The organism is Novosphingobium sp. BL-S-20 (assembly GCF_055521635.1).
In genome coordinates, this window is sequence record NZ_CM145494.1 from 939,808 (window position 1) to 964,157 (window position 24,350).

General features: G+C 63.7%; 36 protein-coding genes and 1 tRNA gene. 21 read left to right on the forward strand and 16 right to left on the reverse strand.

Features of this window, described 5'->3' with window-relative positions:
- Positions 1–12: 12 nt before the first annotated feature.
- Genes ACZ1II_RS12295 through ACZ1II_RS12335 form a run of 9 tightly spaced genes read right to left on the reverse strand, consistent with a single transcriptional unit; the run spans position 13 to position 2,518 of the window.
- On the reverse strand, positions 13–294 hold the full coding sequence (locus ACZ1II_RS12295; protein ID WP_465146694.1) for a hypothetical protein: 282 nt from the start codon (positions 292–294) through the stop codon (positions 13–15).
- On the reverse strand, positions 291–443 hold the full coding sequence (locus ACZ1II_RS12300; protein WP_465146695.1) for a hypothetical protein: 153 nt from the start codon (positions 441–443) through the stop codon (positions 291–293). Before ACZ1II_RS12300 ends, ACZ1II_RS12295 begins: the two co-directional genes overlap by 4 nt.
- Complete coding sequence (locus ACZ1II_RS12305; RefSeq protein WP_324695471.1) at positions 440–640, reverse strand: hypothetical protein; 201 nt, start codon at positions 638–640, stop codon at positions 440–442. The genes ACZ1II_RS12300 and ACZ1II_RS12305 overlap by 4 nt, the downstream gene beginning before the upstream one ends.
- The gene (locus ACZ1II_RS12310; RefSeq protein WP_465146696.1) at positions 640–927 is read right to left on the reverse strand and encodes a DUF2312 domain-containing protein; all 288 of its coding nucleotides are present in this window, start codon (positions 925–927) and stop codon (positions 640–642) included. The genes ACZ1II_RS12305 and ACZ1II_RS12310 overlap by 1 nt, the downstream gene beginning before the upstream one ends.
- A gap of 38 nt (positions 928–965) precedes the next feature.
- Positions 966–1,373, reverse strand: coding sequence for a hypothetical protein (locus tag ACZ1II_RS12315; RefSeq protein WP_465146697.1), 408 nt, complete (start codon positions 1,371–1,373; stop codon positions 966–968).
- A gap of 13 nt (positions 1,374–1,386) precedes the next feature.
- Positions 1,387–1,788 carry a hypothetical protein gene (locus ACZ1II_RS12320; protein WP_465146698.1) on the reverse strand — a complete coding sequence of 134 codons (402 nt, stop codon included), beginning with the start codon at positions 1,786–1,788 and terminating at the stop codon, positions 1,387–1,389.
- A 3-nt stretch (positions 1,789–1,791) separates the two neighbouring features.
- Positions 1,792–2,106 carry a LexA family protein gene (locus tag ACZ1II_RS12325; RefSeq protein WP_465146699.1) on the reverse strand — a complete coding sequence of 105 codons (315 nt, stop codon included), beginning with the start codon at positions 2,104–2,106 and terminating at the stop codon, positions 1,792–1,794.
- Complete coding sequence (locus tag ACZ1II_RS12330) at positions 2,103–2,312, reverse strand: hypothetical protein (protein ID WP_465146700.1); 210 nt, start codon at positions 2,310–2,312, stop codon at positions 2,103–2,105. The genes ACZ1II_RS12325 and ACZ1II_RS12330 overlap by 4 nt, the downstream gene beginning before the upstream one ends.
- Entirely contained in the window at positions 2,309–2,518 is a 210-nt protein-coding gene (locus ACZ1II_RS12335; protein WP_465146701.1) for a hypothetical protein, read from the reverse strand. The genes ACZ1II_RS12330 and ACZ1II_RS12335 overlap by 4 nt, the downstream gene beginning before the upstream one ends.
- 99 nt (positions 2,519–2,617) lie before the next feature.
- On the opposite strand from ACZ1II_RS12335, the gene ACZ1II_RS12340 reads away from it, so the two are divergent.
- The 18 genes from ACZ1II_RS12340 (at position 2,618) to ACZ1II_RS12425 (ending at position 13,118) form a co-directional block, all read left to right on the forward strand.
- Entirely contained in the window at positions 2,618–3,334 is a 717-nt protein-coding gene (locus tag ACZ1II_RS12340; RefSeq protein ID WP_465146702.1) for a S24 family peptidase, read from the forward strand.
- Between the two features lie 53 nt (positions 3,335–3,387).
- Entirely contained in the window at positions 3,388–4,221 is an 834-nt protein-coding gene (locus ACZ1II_RS12345) for a hypothetical protein (RefSeq protein ID WP_465146703.1), read from the forward strand.
- A 524-nt stretch (positions 4,222–4,745) separates the two neighbouring features.
- Positions 4,746–5,153 carry an HIRAN domain-containing protein gene (locus ACZ1II_RS12350; protein WP_465146704.1) on the forward strand — a complete coding sequence of 136 codons (408 nt, stop codon included), beginning with the start codon at positions 4,746–4,748 and terminating at the stop codon, positions 5,151–5,153.
- A gap of 120 nt (positions 5,154–5,273) precedes the next feature.
- Positions 5,274–5,657: a hypothetical protein gene (locus ACZ1II_RS12355; RefSeq protein WP_465146705.1), complete on the forward strand. Its 384-nt coding sequence runs from the start codon at positions 5,274–5,276 to the stop codon at positions 5,655–5,657.
- Positions 5,654–5,971: a hypothetical protein gene (locus ACZ1II_RS12360; protein ID WP_465146706.1), complete on the forward strand. Its 318-nt coding sequence runs from the start codon at positions 5,654–5,656 to the stop codon at positions 5,969–5,971. The genes ACZ1II_RS12355 and ACZ1II_RS12360 overlap by 4 nt, the downstream gene beginning before the upstream one ends.
- Complete coding sequence (locus ACZ1II_RS12365; RefSeq protein ID WP_465146707.1) at positions 5,971–6,300, forward strand: hypothetical protein; 330 nt, start codon at positions 5,971–5,973, stop codon at positions 6,298–6,300. The genes ACZ1II_RS12360 and ACZ1II_RS12365 overlap by 1 nt, the downstream gene beginning before the upstream one ends.
- Positions 6,297–6,509 carry a hypothetical protein gene (locus tag ACZ1II_RS12370; RefSeq protein ID WP_465146708.1) on the forward strand — a complete coding sequence of 71 codons (213 nt, stop codon included), beginning with the start codon at positions 6,297–6,299 and terminating at the stop codon, positions 6,507–6,509. The genes ACZ1II_RS12365 and ACZ1II_RS12370 overlap by 4 nt, the downstream gene beginning before the upstream one ends.
- A complete protein-coding gene (locus ACZ1II_RS12375) occupies positions 6,509–6,736 on the forward strand; it encodes a hypothetical protein (RefSeq protein WP_465146709.1) in 228 nt (75 codons plus the stop codon). The genes ACZ1II_RS12370 and ACZ1II_RS12375 overlap by 1 nt, the downstream gene beginning before the upstream one ends.
- A 111-nt stretch (positions 6,737–6,847) precedes the next feature.
- Positions 6,848–7,618 (forward strand): hypothetical protein, encoded by a 771-nt coding sequence (locus tag ACZ1II_RS12380; RefSeq protein WP_465146710.1) that lies wholly within the window; start codon positions 6,848–6,850, stop codon positions 7,616–7,618.
- A gap of 14 nt (positions 7,619–7,632) precedes the next feature.
- Positions 7,633–8,622 carry a hypothetical protein gene (locus tag ACZ1II_RS12385; protein ID WP_465146711.1) on the forward strand — a complete coding sequence of 330 codons (990 nt, stop codon included), beginning with the start codon at positions 7,633–7,635 and terminating at the stop codon, positions 8,620–8,622.
- A gap of 2 nt (positions 8,623–8,624) precedes the next feature.
- Positions 8,625–9,179 carry a single-stranded DNA-binding protein gene (gene ssb, locus ACZ1II_RS12390; RefSeq protein ID WP_465146712.1) on the forward strand — a complete coding sequence of 185 codons (555 nt, stop codon included), beginning with the start codon at positions 8,625–8,627 and terminating at the stop codon, positions 9,177–9,179.
- An 11-nt stretch (positions 9,180–9,190) separates the two neighbouring features.
- Positions 9,191–9,547, forward strand: a complete 357-nt coding sequence (locus ACZ1II_RS12395) for a hypothetical protein (RefSeq protein WP_465146713.1) — start codon at positions 9,191–9,193, stop codon at positions 9,545–9,547.
- Positions 9,537–9,968 carry a hypothetical protein gene (locus tag ACZ1II_RS12400; RefSeq protein ID WP_465146714.1) on the forward strand — a complete coding sequence of 144 codons (432 nt, stop codon included), beginning with the start codon at positions 9,537–9,539 and terminating at the stop codon, positions 9,966–9,968. The genes ACZ1II_RS12395 and ACZ1II_RS12400 overlap by 11 nt, the downstream gene beginning before the upstream one ends.
- 17 nt (positions 9,969–9,985) lie before the next feature.
- Positions 9,986–10,477 carry a hypothetical protein gene (locus ACZ1II_RS12405; protein WP_465146715.1) on the forward strand — a complete coding sequence of 164 codons (492 nt, stop codon included), beginning with the start codon at positions 9,986–9,988 and terminating at the stop codon, positions 10,475–10,477.
- The gene (locus ACZ1II_RS12410; protein WP_465146716.1) at positions 10,477–10,932 is read left to right on the forward strand and encodes a Lar family restriction alleviation protein; all 456 of its coding nucleotides are present in this window, start codon (positions 10,477–10,479) and stop codon (positions 10,930–10,932) included. The genes ACZ1II_RS12405 and ACZ1II_RS12410 overlap by 1 nt, the downstream gene beginning before the upstream one ends.
- A gap of 2 nt (positions 10,933–10,934) precedes the next feature.
- Positions 10,935–11,348 (forward strand): hypothetical protein, encoded by a 414-nt coding sequence (locus ACZ1II_RS12415; RefSeq protein WP_465146717.1) that lies wholly within the window; start codon positions 10,935–10,937, stop codon positions 11,346–11,348.
- Positions 11,345–11,620, forward strand: coding sequence for a hypothetical protein (locus ACZ1II_RS12420; protein ID WP_465146718.1), 276 nt, complete (start codon positions 11,345–11,347; stop codon positions 11,618–11,620). The genes ACZ1II_RS12415 and ACZ1II_RS12420 overlap by 4 nt, the downstream gene beginning before the upstream one ends.
- A 178-nt stretch (positions 11,621–11,798) precedes the next feature.
- Entirely contained in the window at positions 11,799–13,118 is a 1,320-nt protein-coding gene (locus ACZ1II_RS12425; protein WP_465146719.1) for a tyrosine-type recombinase/integrase, read from the forward strand.
- Positions 13,119–13,158: 40 nt separating this feature from the next.
- Here the strand turns inward: ACZ1II_RS12425 and ACZ1II_RS12430 are convergent.
- Positions 13,159–13,233: transfer RNA gene (locus ACZ1II_RS12430), tRNA-Val, on the reverse strand.
- A gap of 137 nt (positions 13,234–13,370) precedes the next feature.
- A complete protein-coding gene (gene cpdR / locus ACZ1II_RS12435; protein WP_465146720.1) occupies positions 13,371–13,745 on the reverse strand; it encodes a cell cycle two-component system response regulator CpdR in 375 nt (124 codons plus the stop codon).
- A 165-nt stretch (positions 13,746–13,910) separates the two neighbouring features.
- Here cpdR and ACZ1II_RS12440 point away from each other — a divergent pair, with 165 nt between their 5' ends.
- Complete coding sequence (locus ACZ1II_RS12440; RefSeq protein ID WP_465146721.1) at positions 13,911–14,864, forward strand: N-formylglutamate amidohydrolase; 954 nt, start codon at positions 13,911–13,913, stop codon at positions 14,862–14,864.
- A 326-nt stretch (positions 14,865–15,190) separates the two neighbouring features.
- On the opposite strand, the gene ACZ1II_RS12445 is transcribed toward ACZ1II_RS12440, so the two are convergent.
- Both ACZ1II_RS12445 and ACZ1II_RS12450 read right to left on the reverse strand, forming a co-directional pair.
- Positions 15,191–15,970 carry a SapC family protein gene (locus tag ACZ1II_RS12445; RefSeq protein ID WP_465146722.1) on the reverse strand — a complete coding sequence of 260 codons (780 nt, stop codon included), beginning with the start codon at positions 15,968–15,970 and terminating at the stop codon, positions 15,191–15,193.
- Between the two features lie 155 nt (positions 15,971–16,125).
- A complete protein-coding gene (locus ACZ1II_RS12450) occupies positions 16,126–17,544 on the reverse strand; it encodes an FAD-binding oxidoreductase (RefSeq protein ID WP_465146723.1) in 1,419 nt (472 codons plus the stop codon).
- 166 nt (positions 17,545–17,710) lie between these two features.
- Here ACZ1II_RS12450 and ACZ1II_RS12455 point away from each other — a divergent pair, with 166 nt between their 5' ends.
- Positions 17,711–18,316, forward strand: coding sequence for a hypothetical protein (locus tag ACZ1II_RS12455; protein WP_465146724.1), 606 nt, complete (start codon positions 17,711–17,713; stop codon positions 18,314–18,316).
- A gap of 206 nt (positions 18,317–18,522) precedes the next feature.
- On the forward strand, positions 18,523–19,959 hold the full coding sequence (locus ACZ1II_RS12460) for a DEAD/DEAH box helicase (protein ID WP_465146725.1): 1,437 nt from the start codon (positions 18,523–18,525) through the stop codon (positions 19,957–19,959).
- Between the two features lie 96 nt (positions 19,960–20,055).
- Here ACZ1II_RS12460 and ACZ1II_RS12465 read toward each other — a convergent pair whose 3' ends face one another.
- Genes ACZ1II_RS12465 through ACZ1II_RS12475 form a run of 3 tightly spaced genes read right to left on the reverse strand, consistent with a single transcriptional unit; the run spans position 20,056 to position 24,321 of the window.
- On the reverse strand, positions 20,056–22,353 hold the full coding sequence (locus ACZ1II_RS12465; RefSeq protein ID WP_465146726.1) for an ATP-dependent helicase: 2,298 nt from the start codon (positions 22,351–22,353) through the stop codon (positions 20,056–20,058).
- A gap of 49 nt (positions 22,354–22,402) precedes the next feature.
- A complete protein-coding gene (rsmD, locus tag ACZ1II_RS12470; protein WP_465146727.1) occupies positions 22,403–22,978 on the reverse strand; it encodes a 16S rRNA (guanine(966)-N(2))-methyltransferase RsmD in 576 nt (191 codons plus the stop codon).
- Positions 22,975–24,321: a pseudouridine synthase gene (locus ACZ1II_RS12475; RefSeq protein WP_465146728.1), complete on the reverse strand. Its 1,347-nt coding sequence runs from the start codon at positions 24,319–24,321 to the stop codon at positions 22,975–22,977. Before ACZ1II_RS12475 ends, rsmD begins: the two co-directional genes overlap by 4 nt.
- Positions 24,322–24,350 lie beyond the last annotated feature (29 nt).

The window sequence follows — 24,350 nt, forward strand, 5'->3', positions numbered from 1 at the left end:
GTAGCCGTTCTCTCACAGGATCACCTCGATCCGGCCGGGCTTTTCAGGCTCGGCGAAATGGTACTCAGGGCGGAAGCGGCGGTCAGGGGGATAGAAGGTGATCTTCACCGGGATCGACCCGGCTTCGGCCAGTTCTACGCCAATGGCCTTCACGCCAGGGCCGAGGGCGGCGCGCGCTAGCAGCGCAGCCTCTTGCCGAGCATTGCGCTTGACGCGTGAGGTCCGCGACCAGTGCGAGCGAGCATTGGGCGAAAGGCGCTTGTCCGGCCAGGGAAGGGGGATCACCCGGCTCACTGGCGCGTAGCCTTCGGCTGCTCGATAAGCTCGGTCATGCCATACCGGCGCGCCTCGGCTTCGAGCATGGCTAGCTTGCGGCGCGCGGCCTCGATCTGCCCAGGCAGATAGCAGCGGCGTCGGTACTCGCTTTCGGACATCGCGGTCACAGCGCACTCCAATCGATGGCCGGCTTGTCGATTCCGCGAGCGCGCATGTCGGCGCGCATCTGGTCGGCACGATCGCGGATGATCTTGCGGGCTGCGGCCCGGCGCTTCTCGGCGCCGTGGCTGGCGAGTTTCGATGCCGCGACCGGGGTGGTGGGCGGCACGGGCGCAGCGGCGCGCCGGAAGAGCCGGGACAGCATCAGTCGATGCCCAGCGCGATCTTGTAGGTGTCGAGCAGCATGTCCATTTCACGGCGATCGTCCGGTTTCATCTTCCGGAGGCGGATGATCTGGCGCATGATCTTCACGTCATATCCTACGGCCTTGCCTTCGCCGTACACGTCGCGAACATCGTCGCTGATCCCCTTCTTTTCTTCCTCCAAGCGCTCGATGCGCTCGATCAGCAGGCGAAGGCGATCGTCGGCGGCGCGATGCTCTTTGCGCTCGGTGCCGGGGATGGAGATCTGTGCGGGGTCGGTGGAAAGCATGTCGGTTCTCCGTGGGGAGGGGAAAGGGAGTGGCTGGCTCAGGCGACGGCGCGGAGCTTCGCAGCCTTCCGATTGAGCGTGACGACCTCGCAGTCAGCGAGTTCACGGCCGCCGGGGCTATCGGGGTGGTGGGCCTCGCCCTTGGCCGCCAGGAACTCGCGCGCCGCCTTCTCGATCTCGTCGTGGCAGATGCCTTCAGGGACAGAGACGATCGCGTGGCCAGCGGGCAGCAGGAGCGAAAGCAGCTCGTCCGGCAGGACATCGACCAGAGCGTCCAGCGCCGTCATCGGCATGACCGTCTCACCAGCGGCGTAGTTGCGCACGCTGTCGAGGCCGAGGTCCGCATCGGCGGCGATCATCTTGAGCGTGAGGCCGTAGCGGGTGGGGTCCTGCGCAATGCGGAACATGCGCTTCTGGCGGTCGAGGATTTGCGACTTGCGATCCATGATTGTCGTCCTGTCAGAGTGCATTAGGCTGCGTATGAGCAGCGAAATTGAAAGAGCCCGCCCGGCCTTGGAGGGGGGTGTGGGTTTCAGACCGGGCGGGCAGGGTCACGACCTCGCGGGCAGGGGCATGCGGGGTGTGGGTTGGGAGATCGTGACCGGGGACGCGGAGGTCCGCTTCGAAGGCTTCGCGCTCTTCGTCGGTCAGGGGGCGGATTTTGCGGAAGCGGATAGCCGCGTGACCCATGATGTCGTCGACACCCTCGAAGTGGAGGGCAATCTGAGGCCCGAACTTGACGTGGACGCCGTGGGAAAGGTCCGTCACGCGATAGATCGACCCCTTGCGGATCAGACCCATCGCCAAGTTCGTGTCGTCGACGCAGAGCGCGAGATCACCGACCTGCCAGTCATCAGCCATGGCTCAGACCCCCACGACTTCTGGATTGGTCTGGACGGACCCGACACGGCGGCGTTCGAGTTCTGCGATGAGGTCGGCAGTGGACACGGCGTGGAGCGGTCCAACGTCTATGATCTCGATAGCGCGCGCTCGGTTCGGCGAACGGCGGATGCGTCCTCGTTCTTCGAGGGCGCGCAGCCGATTGAACAGCGTGCCTCTGGAGTTGATGCGCAGGTGCGACATCATCTCGTCGAAGCTCGGCGCTACTCCGCCCGTGCTCTCGATATAGCCCGTAAGGTAGGAGAGCAGGCTGCTCTGCTTTCTGGTGAGGCCGATCATAGGCGACCTTCCGGCGATGACGGCGACCAAGGCACAGCGCCATCAAGGGTGCCGATTGCGGTGTCGGCCTGCTCGACGCTCCTCATCGCGCAAGAGAGCTGCCAAAGGGCGTCGCGGCTCTCATTGGTGCGGGGTATCTCGCTGTGAGCGGCTTCGATGAGCTCAAAGGCTTCCCGAAGGTACTCGTTCACCCAGAGCGCGCTCATGCTGCGGCCTTTCGCGGCGCGCGCTGCGCCTTGATCCACCGGCGGACCTTTGCCTCGGTCTCCGGCCAAAGGCGCCGATTGTTCCGAAGGTCTCGCACGAAGTGTGGATCGCTCATCGCTTTTCGGCCGAAGGTGATCTCAGACATCCCGGCTTTCGCCACGAACGCTTCGATCTCGGCCAGCAGGTCAGGGTGATGCTTGGACATGCCCACGCTTGTAACGTAGGACAGGTCCTACCGTCAATAGGACAAAGTGGGATAAGTCCCAGCCTTCCGGAAACCCCCGGAAAGTGGGATGCGCCCTACATGCAAGAGGACACTACTCCCCTACAGCGGTTTATCCGCGCGGCCGTCGCGGCGATGCCGCAGAGGCGCGACTATTACGATAAGCAGCTGCAGGCGATGTTCGGCACCAAGGGAAAGCCGATCTACGACATCGATCGCGGAAAAAGTAAGAACCCGAGCCTCGCGCAGCTTAATGCCATATCCGAGGTCCTCGGTCAGCCGAGAGAGCTCTTTGAGCGTGCGATCGGTGGCGAAGATGTTGAGCCGGTTCCTATCGGACACGTCGGCGCCGAGGCTCCATCAAATCACCCGATGATCGTGGCTGACGACGTGGTCCAAATCCAGAAACTCGACCTCTCCCTGTCGATGGGGCCGGGAACGCTGATCGAGGACTGGGTAGAGGCGGAGCCTGTCACCTTCGACCTGGCGTTCATCCAGGCGATCACCCGCACCCCATCTAACCGCCTGAAGCTGGTCACCGGCATCGGCGACAGCATGTATCCGACCCTGAATTGGGGTGACGTGATCCTGATCGACACGACGGAGCGCCAGCTGGCCCGTCAGGATGGTGTCTATTGGATCGATGTGTACGGTGCAGCAGGACTGAAGCGTTTACGTAATGTGGGCCGTGGCCGGGTGCTGGTAATCTCCGATAATCCGACGGTGCCGGATATGGAAGTTGATGCGGCTGATTTACGAATACAGGGTAGGGCAATCTGGCTGGCGCGCGGAATTTGAAGTCCGTAAGATTGCCGTAGGAAGTAATTATACTGTAATGCAGCGGGGGCTGAATGGCGGAGTTTGAAAAGCTAAGGATCTCACTGGCGCGTACGGAGCAAGGCCCTTTGTTGCAAGCAATTGGTCCAGATGAGTCTCACCGTAGCCGCAGTCAGTTCTTAATAGACGCGTTTGGCGAGGAGCGTTCGTTCCTACATTCGCGGACTGGTCGAAGATTTGACTTTATACCTCTGGAGGTTGACGGGCCGTATGTTGGGGGCATTTTCCGTCGGGCTGCTCCAGTTCCTTTGCATGATGAAAGCCTTGAGACATACGAAGCTGAGAACTTTGAAGGAGCAGTGTTTGTACTTTCAGTCTCGAAGGACCAAACTGCTTGGATGCAATTCAACCGCAAGCTTGGTGCGCCGAAACCTATACTGACTTCATTTTTTGATTACATCTCGACTAAGACTGATATCGCAGACTGGTCTGTTTATGTGAAACATTTTGAGGATGAACGAGAGTATTTCGAGGTGATCCGGCGCGAGAGGCACAAGATTGCCGAGATCGCCTTTACTTTCATTCCTCCTAATGCGCTAAGCGCAGACGACGAAGTTTACAATTTCGTGAAAGCGGTTCAAATTGAGGCTCATCCTGACGTCCAGAAACACGTCTACCGAGCCGAGCCCGGTAAAATGAATCCTGATACAGATCATATGAATGCAAGTGCTCGCATTGCCATGGCTGGGGGCGGTGACGCCGAAGTTCGAGATCGAAAGCGGCGGCTGCTGTATGGCACAGCTAACGGCAAGGTGACAAAAGAGGTCCCGGACGAAGAATTACCCACCCCTAATCACGCCCCGTTCATGAAGCGTGTGAGAAACTGGCTTTTCGGTGATGAAGTATAAGCGTTCTTTTGTTTGGCGCATTGGCATCCTTTTCGCATTTATTGCGATCATGGGAAGCCTTAGCGTTAGCAGGCCAAGCGTCCTGCCGAAGAACGAGTTTGTCAAAGCTTTCATGGGGCCAGACCTGGTATCGGTTCTTGTGGTGGCGCTAACCATCACTTTTGCCTCGGTCGCAAACATTCATTTAACGATCAGTCGCATGATAGGCTCGTCCTCAAATAAAGACGCAGCTGAAAAGGCGGCCAGGAAAGCCCGTAGCGAGATAAATTCTAATGCGTGGACAATTTTCTGGGCGTTTGGATTGGCATTGACTTGTCTTTTTGTGTATGGAGCCTATCCGGAAGACGAAACTATAAGATCGTTATGTATAACAGGATGTTCGTCTATAATAATCCTTAACGGACTTGTTATGCATGATTTGTATAGAAGTATATTCATTCTAGTATCGTCGGTGACCGGAGCTATCGCTCGGGGAGAAGAGGACTTCGGGTCCGATACACCACCCACCGAATGAGCAGAATCCATTGCCGATTTCTCAAGTATCCTTACTCATAGTCGGGGCGGACTTTCCAAATAAGGGCAAGAGCCCCGGCCGCCGGTTTGAGATTGCTCTCTGTGCGCCCGGAGACCCGCTAGAGCTTCGACCGGAACCCGACAACCCGGCCGACGAACACGCGATCGCCGTCTACTCGGAGCGCGGCGTGCAGCTGGGTTATGTCTCGTCCCAGCGCGCTGTCCGCATCGCCCAGCTGATCAGGCAGGGCCACACCATCACCGCAATCTTTCAGGAGGCGACGCGCTTCGGCGCGGTCGCCCGCGTGTCGTTTGATGGAACGGTGCCCGATCTGCCGCAGCCCGTGCCAGCGATCGATGGGCCTGAAGAGGGTACTGACGTCGAGCCGGAATGGTATCCGGACGATTCCTACGACTGAAAGTAGGACGCGTCCCACATTACTGATTGACAGGTAGGACCAGTCCTACTACAACGATCTCCATCAGCCCAGCAGTGAGCCGCAAGCGCAGACCTGCCGGGACCACCGATGGAGACCCCAATGGGCATTCATTCCCGTTTCACTGCTGAGGTTCGCCGCGCCGAGTGGCACGAAACCCCGGCTGTCCTGGCGGTAATCGCCAACATCGACATCTACGACCTGTTCCTGCACCGCCCGCGTCTGGTGATGGGCACGGATCAGCTCGTGATCACCGGATCGCCCGTCGAAGTTCTCGACCGCCTGCGCGCCGAGCATGCCTCCAACACCATGGGCAGCTTCGAGAATGCCGCCGACAAGCGCGCGTACATTGCTGCCATGGGTCCGGACGCTCGGGACGTTCTCGCTGACTGCTTCGGCGATCCCCACAAGTTCAACGGCTACTCGGAATACGAGGCTACCGCGATGTGGCGGTGGGACTTCGAAGCTCGGGGGATTGCGGCATGAGCGCGCACTACACCTTCACCACGTTCATCTCGTGGATGGACGGCGAGGACGAGCGCGAGGCTGATGTCCGCGTGACCTACACGCACCACAAAGGTTCGCGCCAGACGATGACTGATCCCGCCGAGGACCCCTCGGTGGAGATCGTCGAAATCAAGCCCACCGACCCGAACGTCACCCTGCCCGAAGAATGGACGGACGGCAGCCGCGACGAGGAACTGCACGACGAGTGCTTCGAAAATTTTGTCGCCGAGATGGAAGCTGCTGCCGAATGGCACGGCGAGGCCCGCCGCGACGCGCTGATGGAGGATTTATAATGCTCGACCTGACCCTTACCTCCGAACAGCGCGAAACGCTGAATGCCGCCGAAGCTATCCTGCGCGACGTGTTGCGGCCTAACGCGGTGTGGATGCTCTCGATGGCCGCCCGCTCTGAACCGGGCGCCGGCACTTACTGCACCGCAGCTTACTTCGACAGCAACAAGACGCAGCATAGCGACCTCTGGGCTCCTGATTGCAGCTTCGCGGACAAGATCCAGATGGGTCTAGATCGTGAGCGGAATCTGCCGACCGCCGAGGAAGCCAAGGCTGCCCGCGTTGCCGAACTGCAGGCGCAACTTGCTCAGCTGACGGGAGAGTTCGCATGAGCCGCCTCGCACAGACCGAGCGCGCCCTCATCGCCGCTACCGACGACGCCCGGTTCAGCTGGGACCGTTACGCCGCAGAACAGTGCGCCGCGCGTGACGACTTCATCGCCCGACTGGACACTGCTGAGGCTCGAAACGCCCGCTTCGGCGCCATGCTCGACAACATCGCAGCTGGCCTGAACGCTGGCATTGATGAGGGGTGCGCCTGATGGCTCGGCTCGTTCTCGCCTTGGCTGTCGCCGCCTCCGTTCTTTTCGGCACGGATGCCCTGATCTCTCACTGGTTCCGCAACAACCCGTCGGCGCTGAGCTTCGCCTTCACCGATTGGTACGGCGTGTTCGCTCTGGCTGGCGGCATCATCGTGGCCCTCTCTCCGGTCGCAGGCATTGCCTTCGTCATCTGGTGGGAAAGCCGTTGCAGCGGGGAGGGCCAGTAATGTCCGTCCGCCGTGAACTGACGCTGATCGTCGTCACCTTCTCCATCGCTTCCGGCCTCGGCGCTCTCTGGGCGCTGATGACTGCCTGGCACTGACCTCAAGGACACGCACATGAACGCTGTGACCAAGATCGAGCCGTCGCCGCTGGCGAAGCTCCGCGAACCCTTTCCCGAACACCAGATCAGCAAAAAGCCTGCGCCGACGAAGGCTCAGAACGACGCGGTAAAGGCGGACTATCGCAAGGGCATTCGGTGCCCTGAGTGCGGCGGATGGCACCACCCGGAGGTGGTTCACCTCGACTACGTGGGCCACGCTGCCGCAACTGATCGCCTTCTCGATGCCGATGAGCGCTGGGGCTGGGAGCCTGTTGCCGATCCCGCGTCGCTGGGCCTGCCCGTCACGCCTGGCGGCATGTGGATCAAGCTCACCGTCGATGGCCATAGCCGCTATGGCTTCGGCTGTGCGGATGGAAAGACTGGCGGGAACGCCGTCAAGGAGATCATCGGCGACGCGATTCGCAACGCGGGCATGCGCTTTGGAATGGCGCTGGACCTCTGGCACAAGGGTGACCTCCACGGCGACGACGCCGATCATGCCGAGGAAACCGGCAAGCAGCAGTCCGGCAATCGCGACGGTGAAACGCGCGAGCAGGGTATGCCAGATGCCGCCTGGGCGAAGCTGGCCAACCTGATGAAGGCCACCAGCACCGCGCCCGGCGCCCTGATCGACCACTACAAGGTCAAGGATCTGCGCCACCTCAACAGCCGCCAGTACAACGACGCGATCGATCGCCTCGAACAGCGGCTTGCCGAAGCGGCCAAGGCCGAAACCAACCGCACCGCTACCGGCAACGACCTTGCCGACGACGAAATACCTTACTGAGAGGCGACCGAACCATGATGTACAAGTCCAGCAAGGGCGACAAAGAGATCGCCTCCATGCCGCTCCCCTACGCGAAGAACGCGCTGAACAAGCTGGTTCGCGACGAGCCGGAGCGGAAGGCCGAAATCGACGCTCTCCAGGAGCACGTCGATCGCCTGACCGCCGAGGCTGAAGCGAAGGTGCTGGCCGGTAGCGACGATGCCAACCCGCGCGCCGTGATCGGTGGGAACAATCCCCCCGAGGAAACCCCGGCACCGAAGGCTGATGGCCGCGCCGCGATCGACACCCATGTTGCCGACCTGCTGACCGAGGCCACGAATTGGGCGGACGGCGCGGCGATCGAGAACGATGGGCAGGCCGCTGCCGTTGGCAAGCTGCACCGTGACATGCAGACCGCCGTCGCACTGGTGAAGGACAACGCCACCACCGAGAAGAAGCCGCACAACGAGGCTATTGCCGAAATCCAGGCATGGCAGAACGGCTATGTCGCCAGCGGCCTCAAGGGCACACCGGACGGCAAGCTGACGAAGGCTATCGCTGCGACCGGTCGCTTGTCCGCTGCTTGGCTCCAGAAGGCCGAGGACGAACGCAAGGCACGCGAGAAAGCCGCCGCCGATGCTGCTCTCGTTGCTGCGCAGGAGGCTATGGCCCTCCGTGCCGAGGCGAAGGAAGCCACGGACCTCGCCGTCATGGACCGCGCCGAGGATGCGCTTGCCGGGGCCAAGGCTCTGCTGCGGGAAGCTGAGGGTGTGGCGAAGGAGAAGGTCCGCGTCGATGCTGGCGAGGGCCAGCGCGCGATGACGCTACGCTCGATCTACCACGCTGAGCTGATCGACGCCCGGAACAGCTGGGCGCTCGCCTACGGTCACTACAAGCAGAATCCCGAGTTCATGGCCGAATTCCACGGCCTGATCCAGCGCTGGGCAACCCGTGACGCCCGCATCGAGGCGACCCGCGTGCGCGGCATCCCCGGCTTCACCATTCGCGAAGAGAAGGTGGTCTGATCATGGCCGGAAGCGTCAACAAAGTCATTCTCATCGGCAACCTGGGCGCCGATCCGGAGGTGAAGAGCTTCCAGAACGGTGGGCAGATCGCGACCCTTCGCATCGCCACCTCGGAAAGCTGGAAGGATCGCGCTACCGGCGAACGCAAGGAGCGAACCGAGTGGCACTCGATCGTCGTGAATGGCGACGGTCTGGTCAGCGTTGTCGAGCGGTTTCTGCGCAAGGGCTCCAAGATTTACGTCGAGGGCCAGCTCCGCACCCGCAAGTGGCAGGACCAGAACGGCAATGATCGATACTCCACCGAGGTAGTCGTCGGCGGCATGCACGGTGTGCTGACCATGCTCGACGGCGCCAACAGCGGCGGCGAAGGGCAGGGCGGTCGCCAGCAGCAGCGCGGCAACGGCCAGCGTGAGGGCAATGACCGCGGCGGCCAGCGGACCGGTGGCAACTGGGGTCACCAGTCGGGCGACAAGGAGGTTTACAACTCCGGTCGTGGTGGCTGGGCCGACGATAAAGGCGGTTTCGGCGACGACCTCGACGATAACATTCCGTTCTGAGGGGCGCCGCGATGAAGATCGACATTCGCCCCCGCCGCCGCAACGCCCCGCGTCCGGCATGGAAGGTAGCCGAATCCTTCAAGCAGTGGCTGCGCGGCCGCCAGTGTGCCGCCGACGGATTCGGACTGTGCGACGGCAAGATGGAGGCCGCCCATGTCGATCACGCGGGCGGCAAGGGCATCGGGACTAAGGTGGCAGATCGTCACTGCATCCCGCTCTGCAGCGGTCATCATAACCGCCAGCATAGCCGAGGATGGGCAACCTTCGAGCGCGAGTGCCTCGGCGGGAAATCGGCCGTCGCGATGGCCGCAGCTTACTGGAGCGCGTGGCCTGGCCGCGCAGACTGGGAGGAAACCAATGGCCAGTGACAGCCCACCGCTTCTGTTCGAGGTCCGCCTCGGCATGCTCAAGCCTGCCAACCGCACGGCCGAAGATGCCATGCGCGAGATTAAGGGCAAGGTTCGCTGCGAGATCAAGGGCGGAACCGCCAACCGGCGCCGCCGGGGCCTGTACTGGTCCGTCGCCGCGCTGGTCGCCCCGCTGCTTAACGACCTGCACAACCTGACCTTGGACGAGCAGGACCTGCACGACATCACCCGCGACAAGCTCCGGCTCTACGACGAGCAAGTGCTTCCCTCGGGCGAGATCTACCGCCGCCGCCGGTCCACCAGCAACCGCGCCATGAATGAGGCCGAACGCGCCGACTTCACGACGCGCGCCCTCCACCTGTGGAGCACTTGGACCGGCGTCGATGTCACCACCCTTCGGGAAGAGGCGCTGGCAGCATGACAAGACTTCGGCATGGGATGGCCAAGACCAAGGTGTACCGCATCTGGTGCGGCATGAAATCGCGCTGCTCCAATCCCAACGTGAAACAGTATCCCGACTATGGCGCGCGCGGAATTACGGTGTGCGAGCACTGGTTGGTGTTCGACAACTTCTTCGCTGACATGGGTGAGCCGCCTGAGGGAATGACCCTGGAGCGCGTCGACAATGACCAGGGCTACAATCCGGGGAATTGCGTATGGGCGCCCCGCGTCGATCAGGCGCGCAACCAGCGCAGCAACCGCCTTCTCGCCATCGATGGGGAAACCCTAACGATGACCGAGTGGGGCGAGCGCTCCGGGATAAAGGCGGCGACCATCTGGAACCGGCTGAAGCTTGGCTGGCCGCCTGAGGACGCCGTGAAGGTCTCCACCACTCACAAGCGCAAGGGCATCCCTCGGGGCCAGCGCATCTACGCCTTCGGCGCCGAGCACGGTGTCGAATGGAGCGAACCCGCTGAAAGGCACGCCTGATGAGCACCACCACCTCCGATATCGCTGCGGGCGAACTGCTCCCGTGCCCGTTCTGCGGACGCACCAATGCAATGACGATCCACATCCGGGATGGCCGCAAGGTCGCCTGCATTTGTGGCGGATGCGGGAAGCCTGAATTCAATGGGAGGCTCGACCATCCCAGCGCGGAAGCGCGGGCGATCTCGTCATGGAACCGCCGGGCATCCCCCTGGCAGCCTATCGAGACCGCGCCAGAGGTAAAGGGTAAGTATTTCTTCTGCCGCCTCGCATGGGGCCCAGAGGGCAATCGCTGCACCGGAGATGGCTTCCGTTGGAATGGCCGTTGGTTCGCCGCTGCACTGTTCTACAACAATGCGCGCTTCGATGAATGCCAACATGAGTTCCGCCAGATCGAGGTTAAGCCGACGCACTTCATGGAGCATCCTTCCGCCCCCTCTCAGATCGGGGAGGGGTGAGCATGGGCCAAGTCGACCGATATCTGGAAAACAAGGCGATGGACCACATCGACCACGCGCTGGGCCGCCCGGTCGATCCCCTCTCGGAATCCTACCGCAACTACTTCTACGTGATCGGCGACACCGATCTGCGCCGCGATATGGCTGCATCCCCGCACTGGCGGGGCGACGGGAAGGGCGGCGAGGGGGAATACTTCTTCGTCACCAATGAAGGCCGGGCTGCGCTTTCTGCGCACCTCGAGGCCATCGGCGACAAGCATCGGCGCTGGATCGTCTCCTACGACGGCTATCAGTTGGAGGTCGTCGCCACCACGCGAGGAAGGGCGCGCTACTCGAAGTGGCTGTCCGTCAGCGACGTCAGACCCGATCTGACGTTTGGTGAATTCCAACGCAGCAGCAAAGTGAGGGCAGCATGAGCAGCGAACCGGGTTGGTACTGGTGGGCCGGGTACAACGGCGAGGTCGATGGCGAGGGGCTTTACGCCTTGGGCGATTTCCCCAGCCGCGAGGAAGCGATTGTCGCAGGAAAGGCCAACATGCCGGACATCGACGGCAACCAGTCCTTCCACATCATCGAGGCCCAGTTTGGCGCGGCGGAGGTGGATGAGGACGGCGTTCTGCTCGACGATTTCGTGCCGTTCTCGAACACGCGCAACCACGAGATCATCGAGGCGAAGGAGGCGACATGATCCAGCATGAGGAAACGTCCTGCGAATCGCTGGTCAAGCTCGACCGAAAGCTCTCGCGGGCAGTGAACAACAGGGGAGGGGTGAAGCTCTCCGCAGACGATCTCGACCTTCTCGCCACGCTGGGCATGCTCAGCAACGTGGCGAAGGCGAAGGCGCAAGCATTGGAGGAACAGGCGCGGTGTCGACGGTTAAAGGTGGTGTCTACCAACGAGGGCCCTTCTGGCTCGACTACGTCCGCGGGGCGGATGGGAAGCCGGCCAGCGACCGGTTCTACATCTGGTGGTACGACACCGCCGCAGGGCGCCAGCAGCGGCGCAGCACGCGCACGTCGGATGTTCGGTTAGCCTGCGACAAGCTCGACGAGCATTTCCTTGCCAGCCATCGCCCGACTGTCGCCGAGCAGGAAGCCTACGGCGTCGAAGACGCTGTCGCGGACTACTGGATCGAGCACGCCCAGCACCTGCCGAGCGCGCCCGCCACGAAGGCCCAGTTCAAGCTACTGACCCGATTCTTCGAGATCGAGCAGACGGCTGGCCGTCTGGCGGCGCCGATCATGCCGGATCACCTGGACGACAAGCTGCTGACCCGTTTTCGCAAATGGGGCGTCGCGGATCCGATCGTCGCGAAGAAGAAGGATGCCAAGGGCAACTGGATCGACGGCAAGTCGCGACCCCGGTCGGCGTCGACGGTCGAGGAGAGCGTCATCAAGCTCAAGGCCGCGCTGAACTATGCCTTCAAGGAGCGCCGGACCCGGTATGTCCCGCCCCTGCGGCACAAGACGCGCGAGCAGGTGACCTCGGCGCGGACGTTCCGCCTGTCGGTGGAAGCGATCGGCGAGCTGCTCGACTACACGATGCAGGGCGCCGGGAACTACGCTGGGCATGCCGACAGGCTGTTGCCCCTCCGCAGGTACCTGATCGCGGCGATCTGCACTCTCGCGCGCCCGGACGCGATTTTCGACATCAGCATCCAGCCGGAGCGGGAGCAGTGGATGCGCGATGAGCGGCTGCTGTTCCTAAACCAGGCAGGCCGCATCCAGACGCGCAAGGTCCGTCCGATCCTCCCCGTGGTGGATTTGATGCACTCGTGGCTGCTGGCAACGGATGACTGGTTCGTCTGCAACGAGCGGACCGCGTTCGACGCCAAGCTGCAGAAGGACGTCACGACTCAGTACAAGGTCGCGGCTGTGCGCTCGGCTTGGGATTCGGCGAAGGAGAAGATGGGCATCCCGGCGGGGTGGGGTCCGAAGCTGCTTCGCCACTCAATGGCGAGCATCCTGGCGAACCGCCGCGTGGATTTGGTCGAGTTGGAGATCGCGCTGGGACACCGGGCCATCAAGAAGACCTCGGGCCACTACATCGTGTTCGATCCGGACTATCTCGCGACGGTGCGAGACGGGATCAATGACGTCGTTTCAGATCTGACGAGGATGGCTGGTCCGGCACTTCACGCAAAACTCACGCAAAAACATGAGAATGTCGCTGTGCTTCGCGCTTAGGCGAGGCGGTCAATTTCCAGCTTTTAGGAGGACTTCCGAATGGTGGGCGTAGCAAGGATTGAACTTGCGACCCCTACGATGTCAACATAGTGCTCTACCACTGAGCTATACGCCCGCACCATTCGGTCAGTCCGTTACGGCTCCGTAGTGCCGCTCGGTGGAGTGGGCCTCTAACGGTGAGGCCTGAGGTTGGCAACCGGTTTTTTCAAAAAAGTTTCACGAGCCTGTGGGTAGCCCTGTGGATAGCCGGAATTACAGCCGGACATGCTCGGAAAGACCGAAGAGGCGCTGAACTTCCATAACGATATCACGCAGATGGAAGGGCTTCGACAGCACCTTGGCATGGGGCGCTTCGCGGCCCGCGCGCAGCGACACGGCGGCGAAACCGGTGATGAACATGACTTTGGTCATCGGGGAAATTTCCGCGCAGCGCTGCGCAAGCTCGATTCCGTCCATCTCGGGCATGACGATGTCCGAGAGCAGGAGGTCGAAATGTTCGTTCTGCAGATAGGGAAGGGCTTCGGTGCCTCGGTCGACCGCCTGCACCTCGTAACCGGCGTTCTCCAGCGCGCGGGCGAGGTAAGTGCGCATGGCCTGGTCGTCTTCGGCAAGCAGGATGCGGATCATCGTGTTTTCGTGTCCAAATTCGTTGTTTGCGTGTCGTAGGCTGGTACGCGCGCTCGTATGCCCCAAGGCATATACCTTGTCCGGTTAAAATTCTTGTTCGGAATGTTTACCTGACCGGGAACAGGACGCTTTGACACTCGCGCACGAAAAGGTCAGCTTGAAGACATGATCGATCCTTCGGGCGAGAATGATTCGCAACAAGGTTCCGGAGGGCGCATCCCCGATGCTCCCGGCATTCCGGCATTCGTCCTTTCCGGGCAGGAGCCTTCCGCGATACCCGTACTGATTGCGGTGCCGCATGCGGGCAGGGCCTATCCCGCCCGCCTGCTGGAAGGGATGCGCAAGCCCGGCACGGTTTCCGTCAGACTGGAGGACCGCTTTGTCGACCGGGTTGCCCGCGGTGTGGCGAAGGCGACTGGCGCGCCCTTGCTGCTCGCCCAGGCGCCGCGGGCGATGGTCGACCTCAATCGCGCGCCGGACGATATCGATTGGGAAATGGTCAAGCGCACTTCTCCCTTGGAAGGGCGCCGGCCGTTGCCCAGTCGCCGCGTGCGCAGCGGGCTGGGTCTCGTCCCGCGCCGTCTTTCCGGTTTCGGCGAGATTTGGCGGGGGCGTCTGGACGAGGCGGAGCTGCAGGCGCGGATCGATCTCGTGCACGAGCCTTATCATGCAGCGCTGTCCCGCGCGCTGGCGGCGCTGTGCGACAGATGGGGTGCGGCGCTGCTGCTGGATTTCCATTCGATGCCGCCGCTCGTGCCGCGTCCGGGAAGCGAACCGGCTCGTTTCGTCATCGGGGATCGCTTCGGGGCGAGTTGCCACGGCAGCCTCGTCGGCGCGGCGTTTTCGCATTTTGCCGCGGAGGGTTGGGAGGCGGCGCACAACAGGCCTTACGCCGGAGGCTATGTGCTGGACCGGCACGGCGCGCCCGGCGATTCGATTCACGCCATGCAGCTGGAAATCGATCGCAGTTGCTACCTCGATTCGCAGCTTCTGGAACCGGGGGCGGGCATGGAGCCGATGATCGATCTGCTGTCGGGACTGGTTCGCCGACTGGCTGCGACCGTCTGCGAACTGGCGCAGGGGCCTGGCGGCAGGCGCTGGGCGCAAGCCGCAGAATAGCTTGCGGCAGTTACTGTGATGATGCTGATTTAGCGAGGAATGCCTGCCTGTGCGGCGGGCATTAAAAAACCACCTCGCGCGATGCGCGAGGTGGCCAAGGTTCAGGGAGGAGGTGCACGATGTGCACCAGCCTGACCGGGCCATGAGGGTAGCGCCGATCAGGTAGCCCTAACATAGCAACCTTGATGGCACATTCAACCCCTAGAATGAAGCAGGCGACATATGTTTTGCAAGTGCGCGTTTGGATAGCGTCGCATAATGGAGTGGGGGTGTGACAAAATTGTCATAAACCCCCGCTCCGAATAGGGCGTCCTGCCGGCCTTCTATCAGAGGGCGGGCTGAACCTGCGGGCCCTTGCCCTGCGAGACCTGGCGGCCGAAGATTTCACGCACGAGATCGAGCGAGAAGAGGTGGGCGTAGATCAGCGGCAGCATGCCGTTCTGGTTCCACTGGCGCAGCACGTCGCCGCGCACTTCGCGCAGCTTGGTCTCGTCGACCATCTGGAAGCCGCGGTAGGTGAAGGGCTGGCCGTTGCCGATGTCGATGTTCAACTCGCCGTCCATCAGCAGGTTGTGCTTGGCCAGCTCGGCCATGAAGTTCGCGGTCTTGGTGCCGGCGATCTCGAAGTTCTCGCAGAACTGGAGCATGTTCTTGGTGACTTCGGTCGGCTCGGCCGGATCGGCGTCGGTGAACAGCGGCTGGCCGTCTTCGCCTTCGCCCACGAGGTCGCTGGTCGGGTCGACGCAGAGCGACAGCTCTTCGGCGTCCGGACGCAGGCGGGCGAGCATGAAGGGATAGCGGCGCGCATAGGCCGGGATGTAGACGGGCGTGTTCACGGTGCCGTCTTCGTCGACGTAGACGTTCACGCCTTCGTTCATGCCCATCAGGATCAGCGGAACCGGATTCTCACCGGCGGTGAAGATGATTGGGAAGTTGCGCTGGGCCTGCGGGAATTCCTCGACGGTCAGCGGGATCGAGTTCACGCCGACGAGCCAGGTCGCCTTGTCGGTGGAGCGGGTCTTCCAGGCCGCGTGCTGCTGCGAGTTGAGCGGCACGAGGTCCTTGTAGAACAGGGGCAGGGCAGGATTCTGCGGCGCGGTGGCCATTGCGTTACTCTCCGCAAGACAGGGAAATTTTGAAGGCGACGCTTTAGGGGCTGGAGGCCCCACGCGCAAGCGCGCTGACCCGTGGAAACGGGGATATTGGGCGAGTCGGGCCGCCGAAGCGGGGTGGGCTGCCCGATGCTCGCGAATTCTGCCGTTCAGATCAGTTTTCCGGGGTTGAACAGGCCCTTGGGATCGAGCGCCTGCTTGACCGCGCGCAGCATCGACAGCGCCACCGGATCGCCGAGGCGCGCCAGTTCGTCGCGCTTGAGCTGGCCGATGCCGTGCTCGGCGGAAATCGAGCCGCCCCATTCGGTGACGAGATCGTGGACGTAGCGACTGATCGTCTTGCCTTCGTTCGCCTGCCAGGCCGGGCCGTCGGTCACGCTGGGGGCGATGACGTGGTAGTGCACGTTGCCGTCGCCGAGGTGGCCGAACGCGATCGCTTCGGTGCCTGGCCACTTCGCTTCGATCATCGGGATCGTCGTTTCCACGAAGTCCGGCATCTTCTCGACGGGAACCGAAATGTCGTGCTGCACGGCGGGGCCGCGGGCGCGTTCGGCAGGCGAGATCGATTCGCGGATCAGCCACATGGCTTCGGCCTGGGCTTCGCTGGCGGACATCGCCGCGTCTTCCACCAATTCCGCCTCGAAGGCATCGGCCATCATCGTCTCGCAGCGGTCGCGCAAGGTGGCCGCGGCGGAGCGATCGGCGACGACTTCGATCAGAACGTGCCAGGCATGGGCCTCGGACAGAGGTGCGCGGGTGTCGGGCAGATGATCGAGCACGGCTTCGAGACAGGCCTGGGGGAGTACTTCGAAGCCCTCCAGTGCCTCGCCTGCCGCTGTCTCGCAATGGAGCAGCAGCTTGCGGGCGATGCCGAGAGAGGGAACCCCGGCCCAGATCACCACGCGCTCGGCCACGGCGGGCAGGAGTTGCAGCGTGGCGGCGGTGATCACGCCCATCGTGCCTTCGGAGCCGATCAGCAATTGCTTGAGGTCGAACCCGCGATTGTCCTTCTTGAGCGGGGTCAGCATCGAGAAGATCTGTCCGTCCGCCAGCACCGCCTCAAGCCCCAGCACCAGCGCGCGCATCGAGCCGTGGCGCAGGACCTGGGTGCCCCCGGCATTGGTGGAAATCAATCCGCCGACCGTCGCCGAACCCTTGCCGCCCAGCGAAAGCGGGAAGCGCAAGTCCTGCGCCTCGGCTGCCTCGTGCAGGGTCTGGAGCACGACGCCGGCCTCGCAGGTGACTTGCCGGGCCTCGGTGTCGAGCGCGCGAATCGCGTTCATCCGTCGCAGCGACAGGATCAGCGCCGAGCCGCTGGCGTCGGGCGTGGCGCCGCCCGACATGCCGCTGTTGCCGCCCTGGGGGACTATCGGCACGCCATGCCGGGCGCAGAGCCGCACCAGTTCCGCCACTTCCTGCACATCGGCAGGAGAGGCGAGGGCGAGCGCCTTGCCGGTATAGCGTCCCCGCCAGTCGGTAAGCCAGGGCATCACCAGATCGGCATCAGTGGTCAGCCCGCGCGGGCCGAGCAGGTCGAGGGCTTCGGCGAAGAAGTCGGAATGAGGCATCGTCATGCGTGCGATATGACACAGGCGCGAAAGGGTTTCATCCCAGCAGTTTGCGGGATATCGACCGCTACGCGCGTTGCGCCGAGTTAAGGGCTGGTTCAAGCTCTTGTCTTATGGCCACTTGATCGTGGGCCGCCTGACCGTTGCCTGGGGACCGTTCCTTTTCATGAATCTCGCCTCCGTCCTGCTCTATCCCTTCGCGCTGCTGCTGCCTGCAGTCGGCCTGGGCGGCGGCGCGCGCACGAAGCATGAGGATCGCCGGGAAGTGACGGCGGCGCCTGTGCCCGAGGAGCAGGGCTATGCCTGGCCCGACGAGCTGCCCGATTCGCCAAGCGCTTGGCCTTTCGCTGCCGAGGCATTCGAACATGTCGAGCCGGACAGCGCGTGGCAGGTGCGAATCGAGCAGCGCATGACGATTCGCATCACACCGCGCGCGCAGATGCCTTCGCCGCCGGACATGCTGATGGGCATGCCGGGGCGGGGCGATGCGCCGCGCTATTCGGAGCGCAAGATCGGCAAATGCCTGCCGATGTCGGGCATTGCCGGGGTCCAGCCCGACGGCCAGACCCGCCTGCTGCTGTTCATGCGCGACCGCCGGGTGGTGGGCGCAGACCTAGAACGCGGCTGCCGGGCCGGGGCATTCTATTCGGGATTTCTGCTCTCGCGTACCTCGGACGGACAGCTTTGCGTCGATCGCGACGAATTGCTGTCGCGCAGCGGAACGACCTGCAAGCTGACGCGCATTCGCCAGTTGGTAGTGGCCGGTCGCTGAGAGAAGATGGCGACGGTTTGTTAGGCCGAATCGCTGTCTATGCGCGGATTTCCTTGACTTCTGCGGGATTTTCCGCATAGGCGGCGCGCAGGTGTACGATTGGCATGCGCGTGGATCGATTGATTCGTGGCTCGCTGCCGCGCCGCGACATTATCGAAGTACCCCGTATTTCTCGCAAGACTCCTGCCAACGAGACCTGTCTGTCTATGAACTTTGCCGATCTCGGCCTTTCCGACGAATTGCTGCAAGCGGTGGAAACCGCGGGCTACAGCGAACCGACTCCGATCCAGGCGCAAGCGATTCCGCCGGTCCTGATGATGAAGGACCTGATCGGTATCGCCCAGACCGGCACCGGCAAGACGGCCAGCTTCGTGCTGCCGATGATCGACATTCTCGCCCACGGCCGCCGCCGCGCGCTGATGCCGCGCTCGCTCATTCTTGAGCCGACGCGCGAACTGGCCGCCCAGGTCGCCGAGAACTTCGAGAAGTACGGCAAGAACCACGACCTCAAGATGGCGCTGCTGATCGGCGGCGTGCAGATGGGCGATCAGCTCAAGGCCCTGTCCGCCGGTGTCGATGTGCTGATCGCCACGCCGGGCCGTCTGATGGACTTGTTCGAGCGCGGCAAGATCATGCTGACCGGCTGCGAACTGCTCGTCATCGACGAGGCGGACCGCATGCTCGACATGGGCTTCATCCCGGACATCGAGACGATCTGCTCGAAGCTGCCGACCAACCGGCAGACCCTGCTGTTCTCGGCGACGATGCCGCCGGTCATCAAGAAGCTGGCGGATCGCTTCCTGTCGAACCCCAAATATATCGAAGTTGCGCGTCCGGCATCGACGAACACCAATATCGTCCAGCACAAGGTTGCCGTGCAGACGCGCAAGAAGCGCGAAGTGCTGCGCCACCTGCTGCGGAATGACAACGTTTCGACCGCGATCATTTTCGCCAACCGCAAGACCACTGTGCGTGAACTGGCCAAGAGCCTGAAGAGCCACGGTTTCGCTGCGGGCGAGATTCACGGCGACATGGACCAGCCGGCCCGTCTGGCCGAACTCCAGCGCTTCAAGGACGGCACGGTCAACATTCTCGTCGCCTCCGACGTCGCCGCGCGCGGGTTGGACGTTAAGGGCGTGAGCCACGTCTTCAACTTCGACACGCCCTGGCACCCCGACGACTACGTACACCGCATCGGTCGCACAGGTCGTGGCGGCGCTTCGGGCCGGGCCTTCACGTTCGTGTCGCCGGAAGATGCCGAAGCGATCGAGAACGTCGAAAAGCTGACCGGCGGCAAGATTCCGGTCTACGAAATGCCCGCTGCCGAAGCGGCCGAGGCGCCGAAGACTCGCGCTCGCGATGACAAGCCCAGCACCCGTGAGGAAAAACCTCGCCGCGAGAAGCGCGAGCGTGCGCCGGTTCGTGAGGAGCGTTCCGCACCGCGCGAGGAGCGTCAGGAAGTCCGCGAAGAACGTCCTGCCTTCCGCGAAGAGCGCGCGCCGCGCCGGGAAAGCCGCGGCGACGAGCAGCGCCGCGAGCGCCGGGCCGACGGCAATCGTTCGCGTCGCCGTGAAGAAGACCCGGTGGATGACGGCTGGAACGGCCCGATTCCTGAGTTCCTGAGCGTTTCCGCTCTGGCCTGACAGGCGCTTCGGGGATTTTGAGGTCCCCGGCCCGTCACCGAAACATCGCAAGACCCGCAGCCGAAAGGTTGCGGGTCTTGGCGTATTGAGGGCCTATCAGGCCGGCTTCACGAAGCTGTCGAGCACGCGCTTGGCACCGGCCTGCTCGAAGTCGATCTCCAGCTTGTTGCCTTCCTGTCCGGTGACTTTGCCGTAGCCGAACTTCTCGTGGAAGACGCGGTTGCCGATGGCGACATCGGTGCGCGGCTTGGCTGCGAAGCTGGCGGCGCTGCGGGTCGATTCGGCGATCTTGCGCGGGGCGGCATCGAATTCCCGCGCGGCGGCGCGCTGCCAGCCGGGGCCGCGCGTGATCGTGCGGGCAGGCTGGGCGCGGGCGACTTCGGCGAAAGGATCGTTGTGCTCGCTCCACTGCGCGCGCCACAGCGAGGCGCCGCCCGAGAGCGTGGTCTCGCTGTCGACATGATCGTCGGGCAGTTCGGCAATGAAGCGCGAGGGGATCGAGCTGGTCCACTGTCCGTAGATGCGGCGGTTGGCGGCATGGAGGATCGTGCACTTGCGCCGCGCCCGCGTGATCGCGACGTAGGCGAGGCGGCGCTCCTCTTCCAGACTGGCAAGCCCGCCTTCGTCCATCGCCCGCTGAGAGGGGAACACGCCTTCCTCCCAGCCGGGCAGGAACACGTTGTCGAACTCCAGCCCCTTGGCGGCGTGCATGGTCATGATCGTGACCTTTTCCTCGTCCGAGGCCGCCTCGTTGTCCATGACGAGGCTGACATGTTCGAGGAAATCGCCGAGGCTTTCGTATTCCTCCATGGCGCGGGCGAGTTCGACGAGGTTTTCGAGGCGTCCGCTGGCCTCGGGCGTCTTTTCGGCCTGAAGCGCGTCGGTATAGCCGCTTTCGTCGAGCACGGTGCGCAGGAGGTCGGCCGGGTTTTCGGTGCCCGAGAGGTCGCGCCAGCGGGCGAAATCGCGCATCAGGGCAAGGAAGGTGTTGCGCGCGCGGGCGGGCAGTTCGTCTGTATCGGCGATCTCGATCGCGGCCATGGCGAGCGGAATGCCCCGGCGGCGGGCGAGCGTGTGCAGCGCCTCCAGCGCCTTGGCGCCGAGACCGCGCTTGGGGGCGTTGTAGATGCGCTCGAAGGCGAGGTCGTCGGCGGGCTGGGCGATGACGCGCAGATAGGCGAGGGCATCGCGGATTTCGGCGCGCTCGTAGAAGCGAAAGCCCCCGACGATGCGGTACTTCATGCCGATCGAGATGAAGCGGTCTTCGAACTCGCGCGTCTGGTACTGCGCGCGCACGAGGATGGCGATCTGGTCGAGCGGGGCGCCTTCGCGTTCCAGCCGCTCGATCTCGTCGCCGACGCGGCGCGCTTCCTCGGGGGCGTCCCAGACGCCGATCACGCGGACCTTGTCGCCCGCGTGGCGCTCGGTCCACAGCGTCTTGCCGAGGCGCTGGGTATTCTCACCGATCAGGCCCGAGGCGGCGGCGAGAATCTGCGGGGTGGAGCGATAGTTCTGCTCCAGCCGGATCACCTTGGCGCCGGGGAAGTCCTTCTCGAACTTGAGGATATTCGCCACTTCCGCGCCGCGCCAGGAGTAGATCGACTGGTCGTCGTCGCCCACCACGCAGATGTTCTTGCGAACTTGAGCGATCAAGCGCAGCCAGAGGTACTGGACCTGATTGGTGTCCTGATATTCGTCCACCATCACGTATTTGAAGCGCTGCTGGTATTGCTCCAGCACTTCGCGGTTCGTGCGCAGGATGTTCAGCATGTGCAGCAGCAGATCGCCGAAATCGCAGGCGTTCACGGCTTTCAGGCGGTCCTGGTAGAGCTGGTAGAACTTCTGCCCGCGCCCGTTGGCATAGGCCTCGTTCTCCGCCGCATCGAGATCGCCGGGATTGAGGCCGCGGTTCTTCCAGCGGTCGATGCATCCGGCGAGCTGCCGCGCGGGCCAGCGCTTTTCGTCCAGCCCCTCGGCCTGGATCAGCTGCTTGAGCAGGCGGAGCTGATCGTCGGTGTCGATGATCGTGTAGTTCGGCTGCAGGCCGACGAGTTCGGCATGGCGGCGCAGCATCTTGGCGGCGATGGCGTGGAAGGTGCCGAGCCAGGGCATGCCTTCCACCGCCGGGCCGACCAGATGGCCGACGCGCTCGCGCATCTCGCGCGCGGCCTTGTTGGTGAAGGTCACGCAGAGAATTTCGCTCGGCCAGGCGAGACGGTTGCGTACGAGATAGGCCAGCCTGCGCGTCAGCGCCGCCGTCTTGCCGGTGCCCGCGCCTGCCAGCATCAGCACCGGGCCTTCGGTGGTCAGCACCGCTTCGCGCTGGGGCGGATTGAGCCCTTCGATCAGCGGGTCGGAGGAAGGCTCGGGCAGGGGGGATTGCAGATCGTTCACCCGCGAACATCTAGAGAACGGGGGTGAACGGCGCAAGGCCGCTTCGCGGTCAGTCCTCGCTGCGGCGCAGGATATGCAGGCGGGCCTTGCCGACATCGCGCGTGGCTTCCACCGCGAAGCCGCGAATGGAAACCGATTCCGCCTTGCCGGTTTCGAGGCAGAGCCAGGTCTGCTCGCCGATCCAGCCGAGCCGGTTGAGCTTGTCGATCGCGACGCTGCCCGCGCCGGTCTCGTAAGGCGGGTCAAGCAGCACGAGGTCGAGCGTCCCCTTGGCGGCGCCCAGCGACATCACCGAGCTGGCGCGCACGTCGGTCTGGGCCTGCGCGTGCAAGTTGGCGATATTGCTGCGGATCGCGCGGATCGCCGCCGGGTCCTGATCGACGAAGAGGCAGTGCGCGGCGCCGCGCGACAGGGCTTCGAGGCCGAGCGCCCCCGATCCCGCGAAGAGATCGGCGACTTTCAGGCCCTCGAAGGTGCCGAGTCGGCTCGCCAGCATCGAGAACAGCGTCTCGCGCGTGCGGTCCGCAGTCGGGCGCGTGGTGTCGCCCTCGGGCGCGGCCAGTTTGCGGCCGCGCCATTCCCCGGCGACGATGCGAAGTCCTGTTTTTATGGGGCCACCCTTCATACCTTGCTGCCCGGAAGCGAGCGGCGGAAGTTTTCGAGATCGCGCGGGGAAATCTCGATGGCCATGCCCTTGGGCAGGTCGAGCAGGCGGAACGGACCGTAGGAAGTGCGGATCAGGCGGCTGACCTGAAGGCCGAGATGCTCCAGCACGCGGCGCACTTCGCGGTTCTTGCCTTCGGTCAGGGTCATTTCGATCCACTGGTTGCGCCCGGTGCGGCGCTCCATGTTGGCGTCGATCTTGCCGTAGACGACGCCTTCGATCTCGATGCCCTCGATCAGGTCTTCGAGCTGTGCCTGCGAGATATCGCCGAAAGTACGCGCACGGTAGGTGCGCGGCACGCCGGTGGCGGGCAGTTCCAGTTCGCGCTTGAACGCACCGTCGTTGGTCAGCAGCAGCAGGCCCTCGGTGTTGAGGTCGAGGCGTCCGATCGGCATCACCCGGCCGCTGCCTTCGGGCAGGGCATTGCGCAGCGCGGTGTAGATCGTCGGGCGACCGGCAGGGTCGCGCTCCGCGGTGAGCAGGCCGGCGGGCTTGTGGAAGGCGAAAAGGCGGGTTTCTTCCGCGTCGCGTACCGGATTGCCGTCCACGGTGATGCCGCGCAGGCTGGTGAGCACGGTCGAGGGCGTCTCGATGACATCGTCGCCCAGCTTGACGCGGCCTTCGATGATCAGGCGCTCGACCTCGCGGCGGCTGGCGACACCGGCGCGCGCGAGCAGCTTGGCGATGCGTTCGCCTTCGCGCACCGGCAGTCCGGGCGTCTTCGGCGTCGGCGCGGCAGCCTGCGGAGCGGCACGGGGCGGCTTGCGGCGGGGGCGCTCGGCGTCCGGGTAGCGGCTATCGGCGGAACGGGGACCGCCGCGCGCGGCATAGGCGCCGCCGCGCGGGGTGAATTCGCCGGAGCGGGCGCCGGGGCCTCGGCGCGGTGCACCGTCACGGGCAGGACGCTCGCCGCGGGCAGGGCCTTCGTCCCGGAACGGTCGTTCCGTGCGGCTCGGACGCTCGTCGCGTGAGCGTCGTTCGTCGCGGACGGGGCGTTCGTTGCGGCCGAAGATTTCGCCGCGATCGCTACGCCCGCCGCGAGCCGGGCGGTCGTCACGCGAAGAGCGCGTATCGCGCGAAACGCCGTCGCGAGGGCCACGGCCACGTCCGCCGTTTTCGTCCCGGCGACCGTCCTCGCGCCCGGCTCCGTCGGCGCCGCGCCGACCTCCGGGGCCTGAATGGGCGTTATAGCGGCTGCCGGAGTCGGTGCCTGAGCCGGTACGGGCGGGGCCACGGGAAGAGCCGCCATCGCGGTAGGAGCCGCCGCGCTTCGGGCCGCCGGACTTGAAAGGAGGTTTGGACATTCGCCCGCCCATACCTGTTGATCGCCGCT

Excerpts from the sequence above, each read along its gene's own strand:
- ACZ1II_RS12305 (WP_324695471.1), bottom strand. The coding sequence starts at position 640 with ATGCTGTCCCGGCTCTTCCGGCGCGCCGCTGCGCCCGTGCCGCCCACC.
- ACZ1II_RS12310 (WP_465146696.1), bottom strand. The coding sequence starts at position 927 with ATGCTTTCCACCGACCCCGCACAGATCTCCATCCCCGGCACCGAGCGC.
- ACZ1II_RS12315 (WP_465146697.1), bottom strand. The coding sequence starts at position 1,373 with ATGGATCGCAAGTCGCAAATCCTCGACCGCCAGAAGCGCATGTTCCGC.
- ACZ1II_RS12320 (WP_465146698.1), bottom strand. The coding sequence starts at position 1,788 with ATGGCTGATGACTGGCAGGTCGGTGATCTCGCGCTCTGCGTCGACGAC.
- ACZ1II_RS12325 (WP_465146699.1), bottom strand. The coding sequence starts at position 2,106 with ATGATCGGCCTCACCAGAAAGCAGAGCAGCCTGCTCTCCTACCTTACG.
- ACZ1II_RS12330 (WP_465146700.1), bottom strand. The coding sequence starts at position 2,312 with ATGAGCGCGCTCTGGGTGAACGAGTACCTTCGGGAAGCCTTTGAGCTC.
- ACZ1II_RS12335 (WP_465146701.1), bottom strand. The coding sequence starts at position 2,518 with ATGTCCAAGCATCACCCTGACCTGCTGGCCGAGATCGAAGCGTTCGTG.
- ACZ1II_RS12340 (WP_465146702.1), top strand. The coding sequence starts at position 2,618 with ATGCAAGAGGACACTACTCCCCTACAGCGGTTTATCCGCGCGGCCGTC.
- ACZ1II_RS12345 (WP_465146703.1), top strand. The coding sequence starts at position 3,388 with ATGGCGGAGTTTGAAAAGCTAAGGATCTCACTGGCGCGTACGGAGCAA.
- ACZ1II_RS12355 (WP_465146705.1), top strand. The coding sequence starts at position 5,274 with ATGGGCATTCATTCCCGTTTCACTGCTGAGGTTCGCCGCGCCGAGTGG.
- ACZ1II_RS12360 (WP_465146706.1), top strand. The coding sequence starts at position 5,654 with ATGAGCGCGCACTACACCTTCACCACGTTCATCTCGTGGATGGACGGC.
- ACZ1II_RS12365 (WP_465146707.1), top strand. The coding sequence starts at position 5,971 with ATGCTCGACCTGACCCTTACCTCCGAACAGCGCGAAACGCTGAATGCC.
- ACZ1II_RS12370 (WP_465146708.1), top strand. The coding sequence starts at position 6,297 with ATGAGCCGCCTCGCACAGACCGAGCGCGCCCTCATCGCCGCTACCGAC.
- ACZ1II_RS12375 (WP_465146709.1), top strand. The coding sequence starts at position 6,509 with ATGGCTCGGCTCGTTCTCGCCTTGGCTGTCGCCGCCTCCGTTCTTTTC.
- ACZ1II_RS12380 (WP_465146710.1), top strand. The coding sequence starts at position 6,848 with ATGAACGCTGTGACCAAGATCGAGCCGTCGCCGCTGGCGAAGCTCCGC.
- ACZ1II_RS12385 (WP_465146711.1), top strand. The coding sequence starts at position 7,633 with ATGATGTACAAGTCCAGCAAGGGCGACAAAGAGATCGCCTCCATGCCG.
- ssb (WP_465146712.1), top strand. The coding sequence starts at position 8,625 with ATGGCCGGAAGCGTCAACAAAGTCATTCTCATCGGCAACCTGGGCGCC.
- ACZ1II_RS12395 (WP_465146713.1), top strand. The coding sequence starts at position 9,191 with ATGAAGATCGACATTCGCCCCCGCCGCCGCAACGCCCCGCGTCCGGCA.
- ACZ1II_RS12400 (WP_465146714.1), top strand. The coding sequence starts at position 9,537 with ATGGCCAGTGACAGCCCACCGCTTCTGTTCGAGGTCCGCCTCGGCATG.
- ACZ1II_RS12405 (WP_465146715.1), top strand. The coding sequence starts at position 9,986 with ATGGCCAAGACCAAGGTGTACCGCATCTGGTGCGGCATGAAATCGCGC.
- ACZ1II_RS12410 (WP_465146716.1), top strand. The coding sequence starts at position 10,477 with ATGAGCACCACCACCTCCGATATCGCTGCGGGCGAACTGCTCCCGTGC.
- ACZ1II_RS12415 (WP_465146717.1), top strand. The coding sequence starts at position 10,935 with ATGGGCCAAGTCGACCGATATCTGGAAAACAAGGCGATGGACCACATC.
- ACZ1II_RS12420 (WP_465146718.1), top strand. The coding sequence starts at position 11,345 with ATGAGCAGCGAACCGGGTTGGTACTGGTGGGCCGGGTACAACGGCGAG.
- cpdR (WP_465146720.1), bottom strand. The coding sequence starts at position 13,745 with ATGATCCGCATCCTGCTTGCCGAAGACGACCAGGCCATGCGCACTTAC.
- ACZ1II_RS12440 (WP_465146721.1), top strand. The coding sequence starts at position 13,911 with ATGATCGATCCTTCGGGCGAGAATGATTCGCAACAAGGTTCCGGAGGG.
- ACZ1II_RS12445 (WP_465146722.1), bottom strand. The coding sequence starts at position 15,970 with ATGGCCACCGCGCCGCAGAATCCTGCCCTGCCCCTGTTCTACAAGGAC.
- ACZ1II_RS12450 (WP_465146723.1), bottom strand. The coding sequence starts at position 17,544 with ATGCCTCATTCCGACTTCTTCGCCGAAGCCCTCGACCTGCTCGGCCCG.
- ACZ1II_RS12455 (WP_465146724.1), top strand. The coding sequence starts at position 17,711 with ATGAATCTCGCCTCCGTCCTGCTCTATCCCTTCGCGCTGCTGCTGCCT.
- ACZ1II_RS12460 (WP_465146725.1), top strand. The coding sequence starts at position 18,523 with ATGAACTTTGCCGATCTCGGCCTTTCCGACGAATTGCTGCAAGCGGTG.
- rsmD (WP_465146727.1), bottom strand. The coding sequence starts at position 22,978 with ATGAAGGGTGGCCCCATAAAAACAGGACTTCGCATCGTCGCCGGGGAA.
- ACZ1II_RS12475 (WP_465146728.1), bottom strand. The coding sequence starts at position 24,321 with ATGTCCAAACCTCCTTTCAAGTCCGGCGGCCCGAAGCGCGGCGGCTCC.